This is a genomic window from Dryocola boscaweniae (assembly GCF_025215095.1).
In the GTDB taxonomy this organism is placed as follows: Bacteria; Pseudomonadota; Gammaproteobacteria; order Enterobacterales; family Enterobacteriaceae; genus Dryocola; species Dryocola boscaweniae.
Genome location: NZ_JALHAP010000076.1, coordinates 115,344 through 138,138, shown reverse-complemented (window position 1 = coordinate 138,138; position 22,795 = coordinate 115,344). Strand labels below are relative to the sequence as shown.

Annotated in this window: 23 protein-coding genes; 13 read left to right on the top strand and 10 right to left on the bottom strand. The window is 53.1% G+C overall.

Annotated features, from left to right (window positions below):
* The first annotated feature begins 23 nt into the window (after positions 1–23).
* The gene (gene fimH, locus MUA00_RS08885) at positions 24–1,028 is read left to right on the top strand and encodes a type 1 fimbria D-mannose specific adhesin FimH (RefSeq protein WP_271122734.1); all 1,005 of its coding nucleotides are present in this window, start codon (positions 24–26) and stop codon (positions 1,026–1,028) included.
* Positions 1,021–1,554 (top strand): fimbria assembly protein, encoded by a 534-nt coding sequence (gene sfmF, locus MUA00_RS08880; RefSeq protein ID WP_271122733.1) that lies wholly within the window; start codon positions 1,021–1,023, stop codon positions 1,552–1,554. The genes fimH and sfmF overlap by 8 nt, the downstream gene beginning before the upstream one ends.
* A 78-nt stretch (positions 1,555–1,632) precedes the next feature.
* Here the strand turns inward: sfmF and fimZ are convergent, their stop codons facing one another.
* From fimZ to MUA00_RS08855, 5 genes are all read right to left on the bottom strand, one after another.
* On the bottom strand, positions 1,633–2,265 hold the full coding sequence (fimZ, locus tag MUA00_RS08875) for a fimbria biosynthesis transcriptional regulator FimZ (RefSeq protein ID WP_271122732.1): 633 nt from the start codon (positions 2,263–2,265) through the stop codon (positions 1,633–1,635).
* Positions 2,266–2,849: 584 nt separating this feature from the next.
* Positions 2,850–3,593 carry a helix-turn-helix transcriptional regulator gene (locus tag MUA00_RS08870; RefSeq protein ID WP_271122731.1) on the bottom strand — a complete coding sequence of 248 codons (744 nt, stop codon included), beginning with the start codon at positions 3,591–3,593 and terminating at the stop codon, positions 2,850–2,852.
* A 351-nt stretch (positions 3,594–3,944) separates the two neighbouring features.
* Positions 3,945–4,547 (bottom strand): fimbria biosynthesis transcriptional regulator FimW, encoded by a 603-nt coding sequence (gene fimW, locus MUA00_RS08865; protein ID WP_271122730.1) that lies wholly within the window; start codon positions 4,545–4,547, stop codon positions 3,945–3,947.
* 382 nt (positions 4,548–4,929) lie between these two features.
* Complete coding sequence (locus MUA00_RS08860; protein ID WP_271122729.1) at positions 4,930–6,273, bottom strand: NCS2 family permease; 1,344 nt, start codon at positions 6,271–6,273, stop codon at positions 4,930–4,932.
* A gap of 36 nt (positions 6,274–6,309) precedes the next feature.
* Positions 6,310–8,091, bottom strand: coding sequence for an adenine deaminase (locus MUA00_RS08855; RefSeq protein ID WP_271122728.1), 1,782 nt, complete (start codon positions 8,089–8,091; stop codon positions 6,310–6,312).
* A 131-nt stretch (positions 8,092–8,222) separates the two neighbouring features.
* On the opposite strand from MUA00_RS08855, the gene MUA00_RS08850 reads away from it, so the two are divergent.
* From MUA00_RS08850 to MUA00_RS08825, 6 genes are all read left to right on the top strand, one after another.
* The gene (locus MUA00_RS08850) at positions 8,223–9,146 is read left to right on the top strand and encodes a LysR family transcriptional regulator (RefSeq protein ID WP_271122855.1); all 924 of its coding nucleotides are present in this window, start codon (positions 8,223–8,225) and stop codon (positions 9,144–9,146) included.
* Positions 9,147–9,259: 113 nt separating this feature from the next.
* Positions 9,260–10,012 (top strand): CDP-diacylglycerol diphosphatase, encoded by a 753-nt coding sequence (locus MUA00_RS08845; RefSeq protein WP_271122727.1) that lies wholly within the window; start codon positions 9,260–9,262, stop codon positions 10,010–10,012.
* A gap of 219 nt (positions 10,013–10,231) precedes the next feature.
* A complete protein-coding gene (locus MUA00_RS08840) occupies positions 10,232–11,182 on the top strand; it encodes a 2-keto-3-deoxygluconate permease 1 (protein ID WP_271122726.1) in 951 nt (316 codons plus the stop codon).
* The gene (gene dtnK / locus MUA00_RS08835; protein WP_271122725.1) at positions 11,179–12,453 is read left to right on the top strand and encodes a D-threonate kinase; all 1,275 of its coding nucleotides are present in this window, start codon (positions 11,179–11,181) and stop codon (positions 12,451–12,453) included. The genes MUA00_RS08840 and dtnK overlap by 4 nt, the downstream gene beginning before the upstream one ends.
* Entirely contained in the window at positions 12,443–13,426 is a 984-nt protein-coding gene (locus MUA00_RS08830; RefSeq protein ID WP_271122724.1) for a D-threonate 4-phosphate dehydrogenase, read from the top strand. Before dtnK ends, MUA00_RS08830 begins: the two co-directional genes overlap by 11 nt.
* Before the next feature lie 11 nt (positions 13,427–13,437).
* Positions 13,438–14,196 (top strand): DeoR/GlpR family DNA-binding transcription regulator, encoded by a 759-nt coding sequence (locus tag MUA00_RS08825; protein WP_271122723.1) that lies wholly within the window; start codon positions 13,438–13,440, stop codon positions 14,194–14,196.
* Positions 14,197–14,274: 78 nt separating this feature from the next.
* Here MUA00_RS08825 and MUA00_RS08820 read toward each other — a convergent pair whose 3' ends face one another.
* From MUA00_RS08820 to MUA00_RS08805, 4 genes are all read right to left on the bottom strand, one after another.
* Positions 14,275–14,781 carry a DUF2501 domain-containing protein gene (locus MUA00_RS08820; RefSeq protein WP_271122722.1) on the bottom strand — a complete coding sequence of 169 codons (507 nt, stop codon included), beginning with the start codon at positions 14,779–14,781 and terminating at the stop codon, positions 14,275–14,277.
* Positions 14,782–14,920: 139 nt separating this feature from the next.
* Positions 14,921–15,562, bottom strand: a complete 642-nt coding sequence (locus MUA00_RS08815; RefSeq protein WP_271122721.1) for a TetR family transcriptional regulator — start codon at positions 15,560–15,562, stop codon at positions 14,921–14,923.
* Positions 15,563–15,620: 58 nt separating this feature from the next.
* Positions 15,621–16,094, bottom strand: coding sequence for a threonine/serine exporter (locus MUA00_RS08810; RefSeq protein WP_271122720.1), 474 nt, complete (start codon positions 16,092–16,094; stop codon positions 15,621–15,623).
* Positions 16,085–16,861 (bottom strand): threonine/serine exporter family protein, encoded by a 777-nt coding sequence (locus MUA00_RS08805; protein WP_271122719.1) that lies wholly within the window; start codon positions 16,859–16,861, stop codon positions 16,085–16,087. The genes MUA00_RS08810 and MUA00_RS08805 overlap by 10 nt, the downstream gene beginning before the upstream one ends.
* Before the next feature lie 281 nt (positions 16,862–17,142).
* On the opposite strand from MUA00_RS08805, the gene MUA00_RS08800 reads away from it, so the two are divergent.
* The 3 genes from MUA00_RS08800 (at position 17,143) to MUA00_RS08790 (ending at position 20,437) form a co-directional block, all read left to right on the top strand.
* Positions 17,143–18,006 (top strand): alpha/beta hydrolase, encoded by an 864-nt coding sequence (locus MUA00_RS08800; RefSeq protein ID WP_333780872.1) that lies wholly within the window; start codon positions 17,143–17,145, stop codon positions 18,004–18,006.
* A 272-nt stretch (positions 18,007–18,278) separates the two neighbouring features.
* Complete coding sequence (pobA, locus tag MUA00_RS08795; RefSeq protein ID WP_271122718.1) at positions 18,279–19,463, top strand: 4-hydroxybenzoate 3-monooxygenase; 1,185 nt, start codon at positions 18,279–18,281, stop codon at positions 19,461–19,463.
* A 71-nt stretch (positions 19,464–19,534) separates the two neighbouring features.
* Positions 19,535–20,437, top strand: coding sequence for a helix-turn-helix domain-containing protein (locus MUA00_RS08790; protein ID WP_271122717.1), 903 nt, complete (start codon positions 19,535–19,537; stop codon positions 20,435–20,437).
* A 23-nt stretch (positions 20,438–20,460) separates the two neighbouring features.
* Here MUA00_RS08790 and MUA00_RS08785 read toward each other — a convergent pair whose 3' ends face one another.
* Positions 20,461–20,919: a YbaK/EbsC family protein gene (locus MUA00_RS08785; RefSeq protein ID WP_271122716.1), complete on the bottom strand. Its 459-nt coding sequence runs from the start codon at positions 20,917–20,919 to the stop codon at positions 20,461–20,463.
* 208 nt (positions 20,920–21,127) lie between these two features.
* Here MUA00_RS08785 and MUA00_RS08780 point away from each other — a divergent pair, with 208 nt between their 5' ends.
* Positions 21,128–21,433: a PTS sugar transporter subunit IIB gene (locus tag MUA00_RS08780; RefSeq protein WP_271122715.1), complete on the top strand. Its 306-nt coding sequence runs from the start codon at positions 21,128–21,130 to the stop codon at positions 21,431–21,433.
* 13 nt (positions 21,434–21,446) lie between these two features.
* Positions 21,447–22,793: a PTS sugar transporter subunit IIC gene (locus MUA00_RS08775; protein ID WP_271122714.1), complete on the top strand. Its 1,347-nt coding sequence runs from the start codon at positions 21,447–21,449 to the stop codon at positions 22,791–22,793.
* The last annotated feature ends 2 nt before the right edge of the window (positions 22,794–22,795 follow it).

Below are 22,795 nucleotides of genomic sequence, written 5' to 3'. Positions count from 1 at the left end.
CAGCGCGACTGAGGAAACCAACAATGCAAGTAAAGACTTATCTGGCCGGCGCTGTGCTGCTGACCTGCGCAGCTCCGGCGTTTGCTACGGTTTGTGCTAACTCAAACGGCGTGCCGACCGAGGTTTCATACGATCTCTCGAACGTTTTTACCAGCGCGAACAACCACGCCGGGCAGATTGTGACGCTGGCGGAAAAGTCGCAGTGGGTTGGCGTTAACGCGACGTGCCCGTCAGGGACAAGCGGTAATACGACGATGCGCAGCTATGTCACCACGTTGCCGGTTCAGGAAACGCTGGATGGGTATAAGTACCTAAAAATAAATGATTATCTTAACGGCGGGATGAAAATAACCGACAGCTACTCCGGGGTGTTTTATCCGCCTCGGGACTATATTCAGATGGGAAGCCATCCGAATGTTTCCAAAGGGCAGCCTTTCCCGGTCAGGGACTCAAACCTGGTTTTTCGGCTTAAGGTCACCCGGCCCTTTATTAACATGGTGCCTATTCCGAAACAGACCATGTTTACGGTTTATGTCACCACGCGTAATACCGACTCGCTGACCACGCCGGTTTACACCATCAGCTACAGCGGCAAGGTGGAAGTTCCGCAAACCTGCGAGATTAACGCCGGGCAAATCGTCGAGTTTGATTTTGGCGATATCGGCGCCGCTCTGTTTAGCCAGGCTGGCGCGGGAAACCGCCCGCAGAGCGTAACGCCACAGACTAAAACTATCGGCATTAAGTGCACCAACGTCGATGCGCAGGCCTATCTCTCTTTGCGCCTGGAAGCGGAAAAAATTTCCGGCAATATGATGATTTCCAATAACGACGATCTCGGGTTTATCGTCTCAGACGGGACTGGCGCGCCGCTCACGCCTAACAGCCTCGGCAGCAAAATCAATTTCCGTCTTGACGATGCCTCTTCCTCCAGGGTGGATATACGCGCATGGCCGGTGAGCGTAACGGGAAACAAACCAGCGGAGGGGCCGTTTTCGGCTCGGGGCTATTTGCGGGTGGACTATGACTAAATTTTACAGGGCTTCTTGTCTGGCGTTAACCGTACTCGCCGCGCTTGTACCTTACCGCGCCCGGGCGGCTTCGCCGCTGGGTGAAATTAATATTGAACTGCGTGGCAACGTGGTGGATTACAGTTGCTATGTGGAAACCGGCGACGACAATAAAACGGTGCAGCTTGGCGCATGGCCAACCAGGCAGTTACGTACAACGGGCAGCACGACGCAAAGTATGCCCTTTACGCTGAAGCTTAAAGGTTGCCCGCCGGGCTCGGTTTCCATTACTTTTTCAGGAAAAAGCGTTGCGGATAATCCGGATCTACTGGCGCTTAATGCTACAAGCGGCGCGACGAATATCGCCGTGGAATTACGCAATGAAGATAAAACCAGGCTGGCTTTAGAAAGCGCCAGTAAAGATGTGACGGCGGACGTTAACGGCAATGCAGCGCTGACCTTTTTCGCCAATTACATTGCGCTTGCCGATAATCCGCAGCCGGGCCGTGCTGATGCCGAAGCGACGTTTATGATTAATTATTACTGATGGCAGGCTACTTTCTTGGGAAATGAAAAGCCGGGATTTCATCCTCCCGGTTTTTCATTTTAAGTTATGTACGCGCTCTTATAATAATTCTTTTGCGCGAGCATAATCGATAAGCTCAACGATGGAGGTGACGTGTAGTTTAGAGAATATATTTGTTTTGTGGGCGCTGATCGTTTTATTGCTTAACAAAAGCTGCTCCGCAATTTCTTTATTAGATAAACCGTTTGCCAGATAGCGTAATACCGTCACCTCACGGTTTGAGAGCGGCATATCGTCAACCGTACCTTTTCGCGCATTAGGCTGGCTGATGAAGTGCAGGGTATCCGAGGGGAAGAATGAGTACCCCGATAGCAGCATTTCTACCGCGTTATAGATATCTTCCTGCTCTTTTCGCTTACTGACAAAGCCGTTTGCGCCAGCCTGAATCGCACGCCCCGCATAGAAGCGCTCAGATTTTGAGGAGAGAAAAAGTATCTTCGTACTTTCCTGTATGCTTTTGATTCTTTTTAATAAAGTGAATCCATCAACGCCTGGCAGCTCAATATCCAGGATCACAAGATCGACCGGGTGAGCACGCATATAGTCAATGACTTCCCGGCCATCATCGGTTTTTAATACCACGCTAATAGCTTTATTTTTCTGTAGCAGCACTTCTATCGACATGCGGACAATAGGGTGCTCGTCCATAATGATTACGGATGCAGGTTTCATTTTTTTGCCTCGGATTGTTTGAGGAAAACATCGCGTTGACGCAAGGTCACTGGCAGCGAAAGTTATGAAATATTAACAGGCTAACTTTTAGAATGTGCGTGCAGAATTCTCCCTTAAAAATAATTAGTCCTTTTGGGTATATATTTCTGATAAGTGACAGGGCTCATGAATAAAGCTTCAGGGCATATTAGCGAATGTTTTTTTCTTATTGGATTATTCGGTGGAGAGGATTATACATTCATATTATATGAGAGAAAGTCTGCTGTTGCTCGCGGTGTTGTTTGGCACTATTAAGTTCTGCATTATGAAGTAAGCTATTTTTTATTTGGTTTATATTTGCGGCGTAAACTAAATATTTGCATTAAAAGTTTATTTTAAATATTAAAAATAGTATGAAGCGCTAATTGTTATGTGTTTGTTAAATTTATTCGCGGTTAAAAAGACCCTGTTCATGGACGGGGCGGGCCGTATAGCGGAGATTGTCGGTCCAGGAATAGTTATAACTGTTAATGAACAGTTCTTATTTAACATTTTTAAAACATATAAAATAAGTAATTTCCTAAATTCCATAAAAACTCAGTAGCTTAGAAATAATGGTTTCTGTCGGTCGGTATGACTGATAATTCATGAAGCAATTGGATAAGCGATTTCTTATTGTTCAGGCCAATGCGCGCTGAGACCCGGCTCAGGGTATACACCACGGCGTGATACGGCTTCCCAAGGGAGAATGCAATGGTTTTGAGGGAGCGACCCCGGGCCACCTCCATGAGGATTTTCCATTCCCGAGGAGAAAGGTCATCATTCGCGCGCGTATAGTTAGCCTGAACCGGCCGGGGGGAGCAAGGTCGTTGCATCAATAAATATAATAATAAGACAATTTCCAGGCGCCGTTCGATAACCCGACAGGCTGCGGCTGCGGCAATAAAACACGACGCCTCCGGGCTGTGGCTGGATGTCAGTAGCGTAATGCTGATGCCTGGCCGTTGCTTGTGCCAGGCGCGTACGGCGTCAAGCACGTGAAGCACGGGCAGGGTTATGCAGTCGAGGTCAATGACGATGCGCGGCAAAGGGGTTTGCTCGAAAAAGCCCGTCACTTCTTCAAGCGTCGAGCAGATGCGCGTGCGGGTGCGTTTAAGGAAATGCTGAGTAAGCGCCAGCGAAAGATACCTGTCGTGCGTAAGGAGCAGCATATCCACGGGTTTTTGCTCACATAGCTTGTGGGTTTGCTGCTGCAAATATTCAAGTCGATCAAAGACGGTCGGAATCGCCAGGCTGCCGGTGCGGCGATGTCTCCTTTTACGTGCGGCTAAATGCAAATGCTCACTCACTGGCTAACCGGTCAGGTATCTTTTTGCGGTTGCTAAAATAACGTCCGCAGGCGGGCAGAGTGCCAAAGAAGCGTGCCGAATAAGAAGAATTATTCATAATTATTTTGTCGCTAACTGTGTAGGCCTGCGTGAAGCGCGGATGCGATAGCGAAGAGGATAATCAGCAAGAAAATCTGTCAATGTTCCTGATTATTTCGCACTCCGGTTATTTTGGCAGCAGGCGTTGCCGTTAGATATTAGGACAGGCTTAAGCTTATTCAGGAAATTTCTTAATAAACAGGATAATTCAGCCCGTGCTATTTATTAAATAAGAAACAAGAAATCGTTTAAGCAGCGTTTTAGCTTGCCCGACTAATCAAGTAAAAAAAGAAGATTCACTCTTATAAATTTTATTAATCCCTGCTGGCTGCTGATACGCAATTTTTTCATGATAGCCTGGCGGTATAAACGCGCTGCGGATTCGTCAATCTTCATCAGGTATGCGGCATCGCATAGCGAATGGCCGCAGGCGATGTGCCTGAGAAGCTCGCGCTCGGGCAGGGAAAAGTGGCGGGTTGTGCAGTATTTGCAAACGCTTGCAGGCACGGCTCGGGTGTTGTTGCCGCGTCTTGCCGGAGCCGTCCAGTGAGCAATTTTGTGGGTAATTTCCTCAACCTCATCTTCACGAAAAATGGCCGGCAACATATACAGGCAGGGACGGAACATCAATTTTTCATGTTCCTCCTTTCGGCAGATAAGAATGACGCGCTGGGTTTGGGTCGTCTGTGGCATTTTATAACAATCGGCGCTTACCCAGTTATCTTCAAGGGAGATAAACAACACGTCGGCAACGTCATGGTGCTCAGCGGGTAAAAAATGAAAGGTTTCATGGCGGCGTTTGCATATTTGTTGAACGATAATTTTTATGCCGTGTACAAAGTGGCTATTTTTTTCTCTTATGGCAACGGTAAGCATGAAAACTCTTTTGAATAAATAAGCAGAGCAACAAGCTTAGTTTAAATAGAAAAATGAAAGAACGTCTGCGGACTTAATTCGGCAGTCGTGGTGGATGAGTTATTGCCAGGCGATTTCCTGGCGGTTTTTAAACGCCCCGAAAATACGCTTTGCGAATATCTGAAAAGACCTGCGAGAGAGCAACGGCAGAAAAAGTCTTAGCGCCGCCAGGCGGTTAAGACTTTCTGTTGAAGGTGGCCAGTCGGGCGTTTTCTATACTTTAAGAAAACGCCGCAGGAGGTGGTTATGGCCTGGCAACCCTTTCTTTATGTCATCCAGGGTGCGTTATCTGATGAACGCCCGGCAGGGCTGGTCAGTGAAAAGCTGCCTGCCAGCGAAGAAGTCAATGGCGCACAAGCGTCGCAAAGTAATACACCAGCGGAACCGCCAGCAGATACAGCCCAACCGGGATCTCACGCCATTTCCCGGCAATCGCCTTGATGATGATATAGAACAGCAGGCCGCCCGCAATGCCGGTGCCGAAGCTGTTGGCAATCAGCGTAATCATCACCATCATCAACACCGGCAGGCCGTCGGTGAAGTTCGCTAAATCCACCTTGCGCAGCCCGCTGAACATATTCAGGCCGATGAGGATCAGCGCAGGGGCGGTGGCCTCTTTTGGGATAGCCAGGGCAATTGGCGTGAACAGCAGCATCAGCAGGAACATGATGGCTGCCGCAAGCGCAGCCAGTCCCGTTTTACCCCCGGCCTCTGCCGCAGCGGAAGATTCAATCAGCGCCGTAGCCGCCGGGATCCCCACCCACGGGCCGAGCGCTGCCGCAATAGAGTCCACCATAAACGGACGGTTGATATGCGGCATATTGCCGTGCTCATCCAGCAAACCGGCCTCACCGCCAACCGCAAGCGTGGTTCCCATGGTGGAGAAAAACTCCGAGGCGAAGAACACAAACAGGTAAGGCAGAAAGGCGATGTTCAGCGCGCCAAACATATCCACTTGCCCCAGCACCGGGGCGAGAGAATGCGGCATAGCGATAAAGCTTTGCGGCAGATGCGTGACGCCAAAAGGAATACCGACCAGCGTTGCGAATAAAATAGCCCAGAGAATCGCACCGGGAATACGTCGCGCCTGCAATGCGATGGCGAGGAACAGGCCGCACAGCGCAACAAGCGCGCCCGGCGCGGTAAAATCGCCCATCATCAGCGCGTTGGTTTTCGCGTTCGCCAGCACCAGCCCGGCGTTGCGAAAACCAAGCACGGCAACAAACAGGCCGATGGACGCCGTTAGCCCAAGCTTGATGGATTGCGGTACCGAACGCGTGACCACCTCGCGCAGGCCAAGCCGGGTAAGGGCGAAAAAGAGAATGCCGGACCAGCAGGCGATACCGAGTCCAGTCTGCCAGCTAATGCCTTCGCTGCCCGCAAGCGTAACGCCCACCAGCACCGACCCGCCGATGCCAGGACCTACGATAAACGGCAGGTTGCCGTAAAAAGCCATCAGCAGCGTGCCCGCGACAAAGACCAGAATCGTGCCGGTTGTGGCGGCGCCTTTATCCATTCCGCCTGCGGCCAGCAGGCCGGGAATAACAACCAGCAGGTAAGCGGCGGCCAGAAAGCCCGTCACCCCGGCGAGGCATTCGGTTTTCACCTTGCTTTGCCGTGAATAAAGCTGGAAGCGCCGCTCCAGCCAGCTCTCTGCAGCGGCTGGATTTACTGAGTTTTCGGCCATTGTGTGGCTCTCCTGTGCTATCTCAACGTTGTGTTGTTATTTCGCCAGCGTTTCCTGGCAGGCAATAAGCGGGTCGACGATCTGGCGCGTGGCGCCGTCCGTCAATCCGAGGTCGGTCAGGTGCGGCCCGGCGTTACACGCAAGGCAGGTGCCTTCAATAGCTTTGAATACGCGGTATGGCGGCTCCCAGTCGGCGACTTTGTTGCTCAGTTCGCGAAGCTCGTGGAACTGCCGTGCGAGTTCCGCTGCGGGTAAGTCGGAGAGCATGCCGGCGATGGGCATGGCGACGTGGGCGAGGATTTCGCCGTTCTGGCTAAGCGCCATGCCGCCGCCGCTGGCGATTAAGGTATTCGCTGCCAGCGCCATGTCCTGCGGGTTGCGGCCCAGCACCACCAGGTTGTGGGAATCGTGAGAATAGGTCGTCGCAATCGCACCGCGCAGTTCGCCCCAGCCTTCCAGCAGCGCCAATTGAGGTTTGGCTTCATGACGGCCGTGGCGATGCTGCACCCAAATCAGACTGAAGCCTTCCGGGAGCAGCACTTTTCCGTCGCGTACATTTACGGTGGTTTCGTTCCACTGGGTAAAGCGTGCGCCCTTGATGTGGCGCAGCGTGGCGGTGCCGTGAGCGACAGGAACGTTGAGGGTAAAATCTTCCGGCTTCAGCGGTTTTAAACGCACGGTGTCGCGCGGAGGCAAAACATCCGGCGCGTTGACGGGTTTAAGTAATTTGCCGTTTTGCGCCATGTGCTGCCCCGCGACGTACACGGCTTTCGCCTGTAATTTTTCCAGCGAATCAAATACCACAAGGTCTGCCGTGCGCCCGGCGGCAATCAGCCCTAAATCGTTACGCTGCAGGCGGATTGCGGCATTGAGCGTAGCCAGGCGCAGCGCGTCGGTCGCCTTCAGGCCGTGTTCAATCAGCAGGTTCAGCAGAGCAATAATGCCGCCTTTTTCCAGCAGGATATCCGGCGGGACATCGTCCGTGCAGACCGTAACCTGCGAGGAGAGGTGAGGCAGGGCGTTGAGCGCTTCCACGATTTCCGGCAGCAGGTACGGATGAGAACCACGGATTTCGATGGTCAGCCCGGCGCGCAGTTTTTCCAGCGCATCGGCGGCGGAGGTGAGTTCATGATCGGAGGTGACGCCAGCGGCGAGATACGCCTGAAGCTGAGCGCCGCTCAGGCCGCGCGCGTGGCCCTCAATCAGCTTGCCGCTGTTCAGCCCGGCGTTAAGAATTTCCAGCATGCGCTCGCTGCCGTTCAGCACGCCGTGCATGTCCATCACTTCCGCAACGCCCGCCACTTCCGGCCATGCAAGCATGGTTTCCATCTCTTTGCCTGCAAAATCCGCCCCGGACATTTCCAGGCCCGGCGTAGAAGGGACGCTGGACGGCGCGGCGCAAATCACGCGTAACGGTAAATCGCGGCTCGCTTCCACAGCATAACGCACGCCTTCCACGCCCAGCACGTTTGCCAGCTCATGCGGGTCCCAGAAGATGGTCGTGGTGCCTTGCGCCACAACAATTTCAGCGTAGCGTGCAGGCGGCAGGTGGGAGCTTTCAACATGAACGTGGGTGTCCATCAGGCCGGGGCTTACGTAATCCCCGGCCAGATCGTGAATGTCTGCGGCTTCAGGCCAGGTTCCGCAAGGATGGACGCTGGCGATAAGCGAGCCGACGATGCCGATATCGACGAGGCGGATTTCGCCTGTCGCCATATCAATCAGATTCGCATTGGTTAGCAGCAGGTCGAATGGCGCCTCGCCTGAAGCTGCTTTAACCGCCCGGCGGCGCACGTCCGCAAGTACATATGAGTTCATCGGTTTACTGTCCGGCTGGAAATAGTGGCAGGCTACTCCAGGCAGTTAAGGTTTACCCAGATGATTTAATTTATCGGCCGATAAGAAACGTTTATCCTGTCGCAAACGTTTACCTTGCGAACCCTGATACCATCATGGCTGAACCCTGGCAGCGCCTGCCCGCTCTCTCCTTAAAACAGATTCAGTATTTTGTGACGCTGGCTAAGCTGCGCCATTTTACCGATACCGCGAGCCATCTGGCGATTAGCCAGCCTGCGCTCAGCAGCGCGTTGCGACAAATTGAAACGGTGCTCGGCGGCAAGCTGGTTAACCGCACGGCTTCGGCGGTGACGTTAACCGAACTGGGTACGGCGATCCTGCCCCACGCAGAGCGAGTGCTGTATGTGGCGCAAAGATCGTTTGATGATATGCAACGCATCGTGCAGGACGGCGGTGACGGCACGTTACGTATCGGCCTTGTGCCGTCGGTGGGCAGCCTGTTGTTCCCGGACATTCCCCGGCTTATGGCAGAACATTTTCCGCGCCTGCGCATTGAGTTTCACGATCGTACTAACGATTCGCTGATCGCCCACCTGGAAAAAGGCCAGCTTGATTTTGGCATCGGCGCGCTGGACAGTTCCGTGCCCGAAACGCTTGAGATCCATCCGCTTCAGGAAGATCCTTTCGTGGCCGTTATGCATCGCGAAGATCCTCTGGCAACCTCCAGCCATATCCCGTGGCGGCACCTTTCCCGCCGCGATATTGCGGTATTTTCCAAAGGAAATATCAGTCGGCTGGTGGCCGCGATGGCCGAAAGCCAGCGTCTGAATCTTACCGCGCGCTATCAGGTCGATTTTATTGAAACGCTTTATGGCCTGGTCCGCTCGCGCCTTGCTATTGCGATCTTGCCGCAGCTTTACACCACGCACCTGCAGGATAAAGAGCTTGCAGTCGTGCATCTCCAGCAGCCTTCCCTGAGCCGCACCGTTGCCCTGATGCGCAGCTGCCAGCAGGATTTTCCTCCGCAGATTGAGGAATGTTTTCAGTTAATAGCCAGGTCGTTGCAGCAGCGTTGAACGGCGGGCGGTTGCGTAAAAGTTTGTTGGCGTTATGGCTCCGGACGCCGGCGGTGTAGAATGTTCCTCTACATCCGCTTTGGTAAATCTCTCGACACAGGACGTGACTCTTCATGAAGAAAGCCCTCCGCATCATCTTTTTCCTGCTTATTGTACTGGTCGTGGCCGCTGCCGTCTGGCTGCTGTATATCCGCGCTAACAGCGATGCGCTGTGGAAGATTGTCAGCGAGCAGTGCGTGCCGAATCAGCAGCAGCGTCACGATCCCGCGCCTTGTTTAGCCGTCGATCCTGTTAAGCATTTTGTGGTGTTTAAAGATGCCAAAGGGCCGCTGCATACGCTGGCGATGCCGACGGAGAAAATCACCGGCATCGAAAGCCCGGCTATTCAGAAGCCAGACGCGCCAAATTACTTTTATTACGCCTGGCAGGAGCGCGGCCGCTTAAAGCAGATGGCGGACAAACCTGTTAACGACCGCTATCTGGCCCTGGCGATAAACTCCTGGTACGGGCGTTCGCAAAACCAACTGCATATCCATCTTGCCTGTCTGCGGCCGGATGTTTATCAGGCGCTTAACCAGCACGAAGGGCAGATTAGCAATAGCTGGCAGCCGTTCGGCGAGAAGCTTAAAGGCCATGATTATCTGGCGATGAAAATTCCCGCGAATACGTTTGAGCAGCAAAGCCCCTTTGCTCTGTTGAATGCTTATGTCAAACAGCGTGGCGACGACATCGCAAAATATGGCCTGGCGGTGACGATGACAGAGCAGGGCGAGTTTATGCTGCTGGCTAATCGGCTGAAAGTGACGGATTTAAACCTGGGCACGGCGGGGGAGATCCTGGATTACGGCTGCGCGTTACAAAAGTAGTTTCCTTTCCCGCTGCGGCGGAGGACATTTGAGGCCTCCGCTCTTATTTGCTGATGATTGAAAATAATCATTTTGAGCTCTTTTTAGCGTTCTTTAAATCATCCTTTCCCGGTTAACCCCATTATTGTAGCTTTTGAGCGTTCTGTGACCGGGATCTCTCTATCCTTTCATTGATTGAATATAATCATTTTGATTTTATTCAATCTAATCGGGTGAAAGATGAACATCAAAAAAACAATTGAGAAGGTCCCGGGCGGCATGATGGTTGTTCCTCTGGTGATTGGCGCGGTGCTGAATACATTCTTTCCTCAGGCGCTTGAAATCGGCGGTTTTACCACGGCGTTATTTAAAAACGGCGCGGCTCCGTTGATTGGCGCTTTCCTGTTGTGCATGGGGGCCGGCATCAGTTTCAAAGCTGCCCCGCAGGCTTTGCTGCAGGGCGGCACGATTACGCTAACTAAACTGCTCGTTGCGGTGGCGCTGGGGCTTGGCGTGGAATACCTTTTCGGCGCGGAAGGAATATTTGGCCTTAGCGGCGTGGCGATTATCGCCGCTATGAGCAATTCCAACGGCGGTCTGTATGCGGCGCTGGTGGGGGAATTTGGCAATGAGCGCGACGTGGGCGCTATCTCTATTCTTTCTCTGAACGACGGCCCGTTCTTTACCATGATTGCCCTGGGCGCGGCGGGAATGGCAAACATTCCTCTGATGGCGCTGGTGGCGATTCTGGTCCCGCTGGTGGTGGGAATGCTGCTCGGTAATCTTGACGTCAATATGCGCGAGTTTCTGACCAAAGGCGGCCCGCTGTTGATTCCTTTCTTCGCCTTCGCGTTAGGGGCGGGCATTAATCTGGAAATGCTGTTGCAGGGCGGGCTTGCCGGCATTCTGCTTGGTGTGCTGACCACTATCGTGGGCGGATTCTTTAATATCCGCGCCGATCGCTTAATGGGCGGGACAGGTATTGCAGGCGCGGCCGCTTCAAGTACCGCAGGCAACGCCGTTGCTACCCCGCTGGCGATTGCGCAGGCGGACCCTTCTCTGGCGCAGGTTGCGGCGTCGGCTGCGCCGCTAATAGCGGCCTCGGTTATCACCACGGCTATTCTTACGCCGCTTCTGACATCCTGGGTGGCAAAGCGTAACGCGCAGATGAAGGCGAAGGAGGCTTTATGAAATTAATCGTTATCGCGGATGACTTTACCGGCGCCAACGACACCGGGGTGCAACTGGCAAAGAAAGGAGCCAAAACGGAAGTCATGCTTACGCAGCGGCAGAAGCCTTCCCGTCATGCGGATGTGCTGGTGGTGAATACCGAAAGCCGGGCCGTTACCCCGGGTGAAGCCGCGCAGGCGGTAACGGAAGCCTTACGACAGTGGTGCCAGCCGGGGCAGGAAGCACCGCTGGTGTACAAGAAAATTGATTCGACTTTTCGCGGCAACGTGGGGGCTGAGGTTGAAGCCGCCATGCTGGCAACGGGTAAAACGCTGGCGTTAATTGCCGGGGCTATTCCCGGTGCCGGGCGCACCACCGAACGGGGCGAATGTCTGGTGCATCAGGTTCCTTTGCTTGAAACGGAGTTCGCAAGCGATCCGCGCACGCCCATCGTTTCATCCCGCATCAGCACCTTAATCGCCCGGCAATCCGCAGTTCAGGTCTGTGAAATCGATCTGTCGAGAGTCAGAAGCGGCGAGCTGGCGAGCGCCCTTGAGCAGCTAGCCGGGCAGGGGAAGACCATGGTGGTGGTGGATGCCGTTACCGAGAACGATCTGGAGATTATTGCCAGCGCGGCGATGGCAATGTCGCCGCCGCCTTTACTGGTGGGGGCCGCCGGTCTTGCCAATGCGCTTCCCGTATCTGCTTTTTTATCTGAACGCCAGGCTCTGCCGGTGCTGGTTGTCGCCGGGTCAATGAGCGAAGCCACCCGCCGCCAGGTGGAGCAGGCCAGGCGTAGCAGGCGTGGCGACATCGTTGATATCGACGTTGCGCTATTGCTGACTTCGCGTGCCGAACAACATCGGCAGAACATCATCGCGCAGGCCTGCGAAATTCTTGAACAAGGGCGGCACTGTATTTTGCGCACCAGCCGCGAGGCGGAAGATCGCTTCCAGATTGAGGCGCTATGCCGGCAATACGCTCTGACGCGTCAGCAGGTCGGAGAAAGAATAAGTCAGCAGCTCGGACAGCTCACGCTGGCTATAACCGGGCAGGCCAGTATTGGCGGGCTGTTCCTCACCGGCGGCGATATCGCCATTGCGGTGGCTAACGCGCTGGGCGCTGAAGGCTACCGCATCGAGAGTGAAGTCGCTCCCTGCATTCCCTGCGGGACGTTTATCAACAGCGAGATTGATGATTTACCGGTGATCACAAAAGCCGGTGGGTTTGGTACAGAGAGTACGCTTTGCGATGCGCTCTATTTTATTGAGGAGATGTACAGTGACCACTAAGACAATCGCGGTAACGATGGGCGATCCTGCCGGGATAGGCCCGGAAATTATTATCAAAGCGCTGCTGCACGACGAGCTGAACGGCGCGCCAGCCGTGGTTATCGGCTGTCTGGAAACCTTGCGACGCGTTTGTCAGGCAGGTCTTGTTCCTGAAGTGGATTTACGTCCAGTCAATCAGGTTTCAGAGGCGCGTTTCACGCCAGGCGTCATTAACGTGCTGGATGAACCGCTGGAAGAGCCGCAGTCGCTGGTAGCCGGAAAAGTCCAGGCCCAGGCGGGCGATCTGGCTTATCGCTGCGTTAAGCGCGCGACCGAACTGGCGCTGGCAGGCGAAGTTCATGCGATTGCTACGGCGCCGCTGAACAAAGAAGCGCTTCATAAGGCGGGGCATTTGTATCCGGGCCACACCGAACTGCTGGCAAAGCTCACCGACAGCAAAGACTATGCGATGGTGCTTTACACCGATAAGCTGAAGGTCATTCATGTTTCTACGCACATCGCCCTGCGCAAATTCCTCGATACGCTTAATCAGGAGCGTATCGAAACGGTTATCAATATTGCCGATAAATTTCTCAAACGCGTGGGGTATGCCGCTCCACGCATTGCCGTCGCCGGGGTTAATCCTCATGCGGGTGAAAACGGGCTGTTCGGCGATGAAGAGATCAATACGGTCACGCCTGCCATTAACGCCGCGAAAGCCGAAGGGCTAAACGTTTACGGCCCCTGCCCGCCGGATACGGTCTTTTTACAGGCTTATGAAGGGCAATACGACATGGTGGTGGCGATGTATCACGATCAGGGGCATATTCCGCTTAAGCTGCTGGGTTTTTACGACGGGGTGAATATCACCGCGGGCCTGCCGTTTATTCGGACCTCCGCGGATCATGGCACCGCCTTTGATATTGCCTGGCAAGGAAAAGCTAAATCTGAGAGCATGGAGGTCTCGATTAAACTCGCAATGCAACTGGCGTAATCTCACGGAAAATGAAGAGTAATTATCGTCTTGACCAGATTATGGCGGTGTTAAAAAGCCATAATCTGGTGACAGTAGAGCAACTGGTTGAGGCGGTGGACGCTTCACCGGCCACCATTCGTCGCGATTTGATAAAACTGGATGAACAGGGCGTTATCAGCCGCAGCCACGGCGGCGTTGCGCTCAAGCAGTTTGTTCCCATCCAGCCCACCACGTTTGAAAAGCAACAGCGTAACCTCAAGCAAAAACAGGCGATTGCCCGTGAGGCCGCCTCGCTTGTCTCTTCCGGTGATGCAATAGTGCTGGACGCAGGAACAACGGCGCTGGAGCTTGCGCGCAGCCTGGTTCATCTTCCGCTGCGCGTGTTCACGGCAGACCTGCATATTGCGCTGTTCTTGTCTGAGTTTCGCCAGATTGAAGTGACCATTATTGGCGGACGCATCGACGACAGCAGCCAGTCCTGCGTGGGGGAGCACGGCAGAAGTTTACTGCGCGCTATCCATCCGGACGTGGCCTTTATGAGCTGCAACTCGTGGAGCCTGGAGAAAGGCGTTACGACGCCGACGGAAGAAAAAGCGGCGATCAAACACGATATTATCGCCAACGCCGGCAAAAAGGTGCTGATAGCCGATAGTTCTAAATACCAGAAATACTCGTTATTTTGTATTTCGCCGCTTAGCGCCTTTACTCATATCGTCAGCGATAAAGCGCTGCCTGAGCAGGACGCGAAACGCCTGTGCGATCGGGGCATTCGCCTGCTGCTGGCGTAGTTTGATGCGGCATCAAAATAACGTGAAATATGAACATTTGTTGCCGGAAAGGCTGCCCGCTGAGGCAGCCTTTTTCATTCAGGAAATGTAATTAGCCGCCTGTTTCAGTACCAGATCGCAGGCTTTGGTTTTCACTTTTTCAGCCAGCGGCGAGCTGCCGATAGTGTTCAGATCCAACTGCTGGTCTTTACCGGTGTTCAGCAGACCCAGCAGGCCCTGGTTATAGTCCGGTTCTTCGGCGGGTTTGGTGGCGCTTTCCAGGCCCAGCTTGCTCATTAGCTGGCTTTTGATGTTTTCGGCGCTGGTGGCCGTCGCCAGTTTGTTTTTGGCGCAGTACTCAATTACGCCAGCCGCGTTGGTCATGCTGTTGGAGCTTAGCGCCTGGTTGCCGCCGTTTAGCAGGCCGGTCAGCGAGGAGAGGGAAAGCCCGCCGCTTTGCGTGCTGCCGGTGGTAGCGGTGTTGCTTTTGCTTAATTCGCTTGCCGCGCTGGACAGTTGGTCCTGCCAGCTTGCCGCGACGGCCTGGCCTGCAAAAACTGAGGCCGCCAGCGCAAGGGCGCATACCATACGATTGCTTGCTTTCATCTTGTTATACCCATTTTGATAACCTGCCTGGCAGGAGAACAGCGCCGAGTATAACGCTCTGAGGCAGAACGCCGGAACAGCGACTGTTCTTAATCAAAGGGGCAATTGTGCAACTTTTCCGCTTTCTGCCTTCTTCTGTCTACGGTCCGACGTAACGCAGCACCACCTGCACCGCCATTTTACGATAGTGGTCGGTGTATTCTGCCGGGTCGCGTCCTTCCTCAAACAGGTTGGAGAAGGTGTAGCTGTTGGCGACATGGTAGAAGCTAAAGCTGCTGACCAGACGGTGCACGTCTTTGGCGGTTACCGCTGTGCTAAATAGCTGTTTTTCCTGGCCGCGTGAGAGGATATCTTCAAGTAAATCCAGCGCGCTGCGGTTGATTTCTCGCAGGAAGGTGGATTCTTTAACAAAGCGCCCGCGCTGCATGTTTTCCATACAGATAATACGAATGAAATCCGGGTGCGTGGCGTGGAAATCGAACGTCCATTCTACCAGCCTTACCATGGCCTCAACGGGCGGAAGAGTGGCAAGGTTAAGCTTGCGTTCGGCGCCACGAATTTGCGTATAGACATATTCCAGCACCTGAACGTAGAGCAGCTCTTTGCTCTTAAAGTGATACACCACCATGCGCTTTGTGGTGCCCGCTTTTTCGGCTATCTGCTCCATGCGCGCGCCGTTCAGGCCAAATTCAGCAAACAGGGTAATGGCGCTAAAAAAGATTTTCTCTTTCAGGCTCGCCTCAGCGGAATGTTCCGGGAGATAGATTTCGTGAGGTTCCAATCGGGCTCCTTAAGGTTATCGGCTACGTAACAGGGCTGGTTTCTTACATTACATCAGGTTAAACGCGAGGACGCTTGCGATAAAGCCATAAACCCGGAAGCGAAAGGCCAATCGACAGGGCGCCCACGATAAACGACGCTTTGAGGAAGTTCGTCACCAGTTGGATTAGCAGGTCTTCGCTGTAGCCGAAGTGGCTCATTTTAACGGCGGAAATCATCGCGGTGTAAGCTGAGATCCCGGGAAACATCGGAATGACCGCCGCCACGGTAAAGACCTTCGGATGAGCAAGGTACCAGCGCGACCACTGAATGCCGATCATACCTACCAGAATGGCGGCAATAAACGAACTCCACTCTATATTGAAACCTGCGGTCATCATTGCCATGCGCGAACCGTGTCCTATTGCGCCAAGCAATGCGCAATAAGGCAACGCCCGGTGCGGCACGTTGAAGACCAGCGCAAAGCCTACGGCCGGGACTGCCGCCAGCGCCATGTCCTGCATTAACGCGAAGATGAAATCTATTATGCCCATCCGCGCAGCCCCCAGATAGCCATTGCCATAACTACCCCGATGCAGGTGGCGAGCGTTAGCAGGCTCGCCATAGCCCAGCGTGCAAGGCCGGTATTGACGTGGCCTTTGAACATATCCGCCACGGCGTTGATTAATGGAAAGCCCGGCACCAGCAGCAGAACGCTTGCCGCCATCGCTATGTTTGATGTACTGGCAAAGGGCCCCTTGGTTATTAACAGGCCGGAGACGGTGGTGGCGATAAAAGCGGTGATGCAGAAGTTAATTTGCGGATGCAAATGGCGCTGCGTCAGCACCTGGCGTACATACATCGCCACGGAGCTTGCCACAAAGGCGACGAATGCGCCTTCCCAGCCGCCGTTGTTCAGCTTGCAGAAACAGGCGCAGGATAATCCCACCATCAGCACCACCAGCCAGCGAGGATAACGCAGGGGTTTAATATGCGAGAAGCGTTTCAAAACGTCTTTATAATCCAGCAGCTTATGTTCGGCCATAATCACAATATGCTGCACTTCGGTGACGACGTGCATATTGATGCCGCGGTCGATGTTTTTACGTGTGGTAGTCAGGCACTGATTATTTTTAATGGTGCTGAGCACAATAGCGTTCGCTGAGATGGAGCTTTCAACGCTGTCCATACCCAACGCGATGCCTAAGCGAGTGGAGAGTTCTTCAACCAGCGCGCTTTCAGCACCGTGCTGCAATAAAAAAAGCGCGCACTGAATACACAAGCGGGTGACTTCCCGCTGTACGTTGTCGTCTGTCTGCATGCTTTGCCCTGGAAAATGAAATAGCGGCGCGACCGCTCAAAATTAAGACTGCTTATTAATAGCATATGCTCCTGCCTGCACTGAGGCGGTCTGGATCAACCTTTCTTCAGATAAGCCGTTTTGTCTACATTTTCATCAAAGGAAGGCGTCGTACGGCGTTGACCGCCGCCTACAAAAGCACTTTATGTCGTTAAATCTTAGGTCAAATTTACTATATATTCGCAGGTGGATTTTTTGCCAACAGCTCTTCTGTTAATTAAGCCATAATAAGGAAATTAATAATGATCGATGTGGAATTTCAAAATATTGACGCCCGAAATATTCAGTATAATGCCCGGGCCTCAGTAGAAGACTTTGATGCCTGCATGGTGGAATACAGCCAGTTGGCCGCAAGGGCAAAAGCTCGTACTGCGGGTATTTATGATTTGCATTATGGAATGGGAGCAGATGAACGTCTGGATTTATTTCCCGCGTTAAAGCAACCCGCGCCTCTTTTTGTTTTTATTCACGGCGGTTACTGGCATTCACAAAGTAAAGAAGATGCCTGTTCGATGGCCGAAAGTTTTACCCGGCACGGTGTCGCGGTGGCGACACTGGAATATACCTTGCAGCCTGAAGCTACGCTTGCCGAAATTGTCCGGCAGGTTCGCAGCGCAATCGCCTGGTTGTACCATCATTCAGCGCCATTTGGCATTGACCCTGAACGTATTTTTGTTGGTGGAAGCTCAGCCGGCGGACATCTGACGGGGATGTTAATCGCCGATAACTGGCAGAAAAGCTATCGGGTGCCGACTAATGTTATTAAAGGCGCTTTAGGGTTAAGCGGGCTGTATGATATTCGCCCCTTGTGCGAGACTTATATCAATGAATGGATGCGCCTTATTCCTGAACAGGCAAAATTATTAAGCCCGATATTCAATCTTCCTGAGAAAGAGAATGCTCCGCGTATTTTATTGGACGTTGGCGCAAAAGAAACACTGGGTTTTCGTAACCAAACCCAACTTTATTTCAATGCTTGTAGAGAAAAAGGCTATGACGTTAGCCTGCTTGACGATCAACGTAACAACCACTTCACGCTGGTTAATGAGTTAGCCAATAGCGAAAGTAATATGTTTAAGCAAATGATGAATCTTATGAAGGGTTAATTCCGGGGCTTTTCCTCGTTTATTTCCATTTATCTAAATCCTTTATCTGACATTCAGGCATCCCGGAGCATTCATTGTCCGGGACAGACGCCTTGTCTACATTTTCCTCAAAATTTGAACCTGCCCACAGTTCTGCCCGAGTTTCGAAAAGTGCACGTTTTAGTCAGTTATTGCCCTTCTTTTTCTTCTTTGGAATGCAAAAATGCAGATGCACTCATTTTATTTACACAAATAAAACAAACAAATAACAATTCGCGTTGAGGGTTTCTGCTATGAAAACTCAGGTTGTGATAATTGGCGCCGGGCCGTCTGGCCTGCTGCTGGGCCAACTGCTTCATCGGGCAGGCATTAGCAATATTGTGCTGGAGCGGCGCTCCCCCGATTACGTGCTGGGCCGAATCCGCGCCGGGATTCTGGAAAAAGGGACCGTTGATCTGCTGCGGGAAGCCGGCGTTCACAAGCGCATGGACAGGGAAGGGCTGGTGCATGGCGGCGTGGAGTTTCTGTTCGATGGCAAAAGAATTGCCGTCCCCCTTAAGGAGTTAACCGGCGGGAAAACGGTGATGGTTTACGGGCAGACAGAAGTGACCCAGGATTTGATGGAGGCCCGCGCCGAGGCTTGCGCAGTGACCGTTTACGGCGTCAGCAATGTGCAATTATTTGATATCAAAAGCGATAAACCCTATGTCACTTTTGAAAAGCAGGGGGAAAGCAGCCGCATCGACTGCGATTACATTGCCGGCTGCGACGGCTTCCACGGCGTTTCCCGGCAGGTTATCCCAAAAGATGTTTTACGCGAGTACGAGCGCGTTTATCCCTTCGGCTGGCTGGGATTGCTTGCGGACACACCGCCCGTTAATCACGAACTGATTTATGCTCATCACGAGCGGGGTTTTGCGCTATGCAGTCAGCGCTCACTAACGAGAAGCCGTTACTACCTTCAGGTGCCGCTGACGGACAACGTTGAAGCCTGGTCAGACGAACGTTTCTGGCATGAGCTTAAGCTGCGTTTACCGCAGGCATTGGGTGCCAGGTTAGTGACGGGCTGCGCGCTTGAAAAAAGTATCGCGCCGCTGCGCAGTTTTGTGGTTGAACCAATGCAATACGGCAACCTTTTTCTGGTGGGGGACGCTGCGCATATTGTGCCGCCTACCGGGGCGAAAGGGCTTAACCTCGCCGCTTCCGACGTCAATTATCTCTATCGCATCCTTAAGAAGGTTTATCACGAAGGCCGTACCGACTTCCTGGACGTCTATTCGCCCATGGCGCTGCGCCGCGTCTGGAAAGGCGAGCGTTTCAGTTGGTTTATGACCAATCTGCTGCATGATTTTAGCGGACAAAACGCCTTCGATCGCAAAATGCAGCAGGCCGATCGCGAATACTATCTGGGTTCTCGTGCAGGCATGACAACCATTGCTGAGAATTATGTCGGGCTGCCTTTCGAAGAAGTGCGCTGACAAGCAAGCGAGTTGAATGCGCTACACTTATTCCGGCGAAAGAGGACGCCTGTTGCCACTATGAGCGAAAGATGAGCCTTAACAATATCGTTCCCGTCTTTAAGCTTTACGGTGAAAGCCTTAACTGGCCGACGCCGGAACTGCTGCATTGTGAATCTATTCATAGCCGCAGCAGCCTGTATGAATGGAATATTCGCGTGCATCAACATGCCGATCTGGTGCAGTTGTTGTATATGCACAAAGGGCAGGCGGAGATTGAAATTGAGGGGACAAGGCGGCGCGTGAACCAGGCCTGTTTGCAGATTGTGCCTGCGCTTTGCATCCACGGTTTTCGTTTTGCCCCGGGCACTCAGGGTTATTCGCTTTCGTTTGCCGCGCCGCTGATTGCCCAGTTTGAGGAGCAGTTTGGCCGTCCTTTACAGGTGCTCATGCAGGCCGCCTGCGTGCCGGTTAAAGCTTCGCGCGGACAAATTAATACTCTGTTTCACACTTTGCAAAACGAATATGAGGGCGATGGTGAGGCGCGAGATATGATGATCCACTCGCTGATAAGCGCGCTGCTTGTCTGGTTGAACCGGCAATGTAAACCAGCGCTTATCGGCCGCGACAAAGTGGAGCGCAGGCGTTGCGTTATTCGTCGTTTTAATAAGCTGGTAGAAAGCCATTATCGCGAGCATCTTTCCATTGCGCATTATGCGAGCCTGATTGGCTTATCAAGCGTGCATCTCAATACGCTTTGCCATGAGTTTTATGGCCACAGCGCGCTGGGCGTTTTGCATCAGCGGCTGATGCTGGAGGCAAAACGCAGCCTGCTCTACACCAGCATGACCATCAGCCAGATTTCTGATTACCTTGGCTTTAGCGACGCGACTTATTTTTCACGTTTCTTCCGTCGCCACACCGGGGCCACGCCAAAAGCGTTTCGCATAGCCCCGGTGTGGGATAGCGTTCCGGACAAGAAGTTGATTCGTTAACTATGTTAAGGGTTTTCTTTGCCTTAAAGGCAAACATCAATCCATTTTGCAGCAGTCAGTTCGGCTAAACGCTCGGGCGATATGCGTACCGCACTGTGAATGGCGCCCGCAGCGGGAAGCACTTCGTCATATTGTTTAAGCGTGATGTCGCAATATACGGCCAGCGGGTTTTCAAGGCCGAATGGGCAAACGCCGCCGACAGGATGGCCGGTCCAGGTGACGACTTCGTCGCTGCTGAGCATGCGGGCTTTCGCGCCGAAGGCGGCTTTGAGCTTTTTGTTGTCCAGTCGTGCATCTCCTTTTGCAACGACAAGAATAATGTCGTTTTTGACTTTCAGTGACAGCGTCTTGGCAATCTGACCGGGTTCAACGTTATGCGCGACGGCGGCAAGGGCTACGGTGGCAGTGCTTTGATTAAGTTCGATAATGTCGATATCGGGGGCGTGGTCGGCAAAGAATTGCCGCACAGACTGCAGACTCATGTGTTTCTCCTGATTGGGCTGCAAATAATTTCGCATAAGGCCCTGCTTTTTGTAAACCGCTTATCGCCAACGCAGCCGCTTAAATTCAGCGAATTCTGGATCTCCTTCACAATCACTGCAACCGGTTACAGTAACCGGTTGCAGTAAGACGAAGAGCGAGGAATACTGAATCTGTAACCACCCCTGTACCTGATAATAAGAGCAGTCTATGAAACGTATCCTTTTATGCTGTGCCGCTGGTATGTCTACCAGCATGGTCGTGAACAGGATGAAGCAAGCCGCTTTAGTGCAACAGATTGACGTAGAAATTAAAGCGGTTGGCATTGAAGAGTTCACTGATGTTATGCCCGGTTATGATTGCTGTTTACTCGGGCCACAAATCAAATATCGTCTGGAGGATTTCAAAGCACAGGCAGCACCTAAACAGATCCCGGTCACGGTGATCAACTCTATGGATTACGGAATGATGCGCGGCGATAAAATTCTCGCTGATGCACTCGCGTTGATAGCCTGACTGGAGAACGACTATGTCTTCTAACCATGCCGCCTTTAATTTGATTTTTCGTTTTGTTGAAAACTATGTCAGCCCGGTAGCCGGGCGGATCTCGGCCCAACGACATGTTATGGCTATCCGCGACGGATTTATCTCCGCCATGCCATTTATGATTGTTGGATCGTTCCTGCTGGTCTTTGCATATCCTCCATTCTCGCCAACCACCACCTGGGGCTTCGCCCGCGCGTGGCTGGATGCAGCCAAACATTTCGAAGGGCAGATCCTTACGCCGTTTGATATGACGATGGGCATCATGTCCATCTATATCTGCGCGGCTATCGCCTATAACCTGGGCAAGCACTATGTGAAGTCACACGGTCTTGATCCGTTTATGTGCGCCATGCTGTCGCTGATGGCATTCCTGCTGGTTGCCGCGCCAAAAACCGAAGGGGCGTTGCCGGTAGATAGCCTGGGCGGTACGGGTATTTTCACCGCGATTCTGGTGGCGGTTTACTGCGTTGAGATGATGCGTTTCCTGAAGGCGCATAACATTGGCATCAAGCTACCGGACCAGGTGCCGCCGATGATCAAAAACTCCTTTGATCTGCTGATCCCGGTGCTGGTTGTGGTGCTGACGCTGTATCCGCTGAGCCTGTTCATTCAGTCGCAGTTCGATATGCTTATCCCACAGGCCATTATGTCGCTGTTCAAACCGCTGGTTTCCGCGGCGGACTCTCTGCCGGCGATTCTGCTGGCGGTGCTGATTGGCCACCTGCTGTGGTTTGCGGGGATTCACGGCGCGGCGATTGTTTCAGGCATGCTGCAAATGTTCTGGCTGACCAACCTCGGAATGAATCAGAGTGCGCTGGCGCAGGGCGCGCCACTGCCGCATATCTTTATGGAAGCCTTCTGGACGTTCTTTATCGTAGTCGGTGGCTCCGGCGCTACCATGGGACTGGTCATTTGCTACCTGCGCAGTAAATCGGCCCACCTGCGTTCCATTGGCCGCCTGAGTATCGTGCCAACCTGCTTTAACATTAACGAACCGGTTATTTTCGGTACGCCAATCGTTATGAACCCGGTGTTCTTTATTCCGTTCCTGCTGGCGCCGATGGTTAACGCCGTGCTGGCGTGGGGTGCAATGAAGATGGATCTGATTGGGCGCGTCATTTCTGTTGTGCCGTGGACGGCGCCGGCGCCAATTGGCGCGGCCTGGGCGCTGGGCTGGGATTTCCGTGCGGCGATTCTGGTGGTGTTGCTGGCCGTCGTTTCCGCCATCATCTACTTCCCGTTCTTTAAAGTGTACGAGAAGCAGTTGCTTGAGCAGGAAGCGCAAGAGGCGCAGAAAGCTTCTGGTGAAGCAAGCCAGCAGGCAGCGTAAGC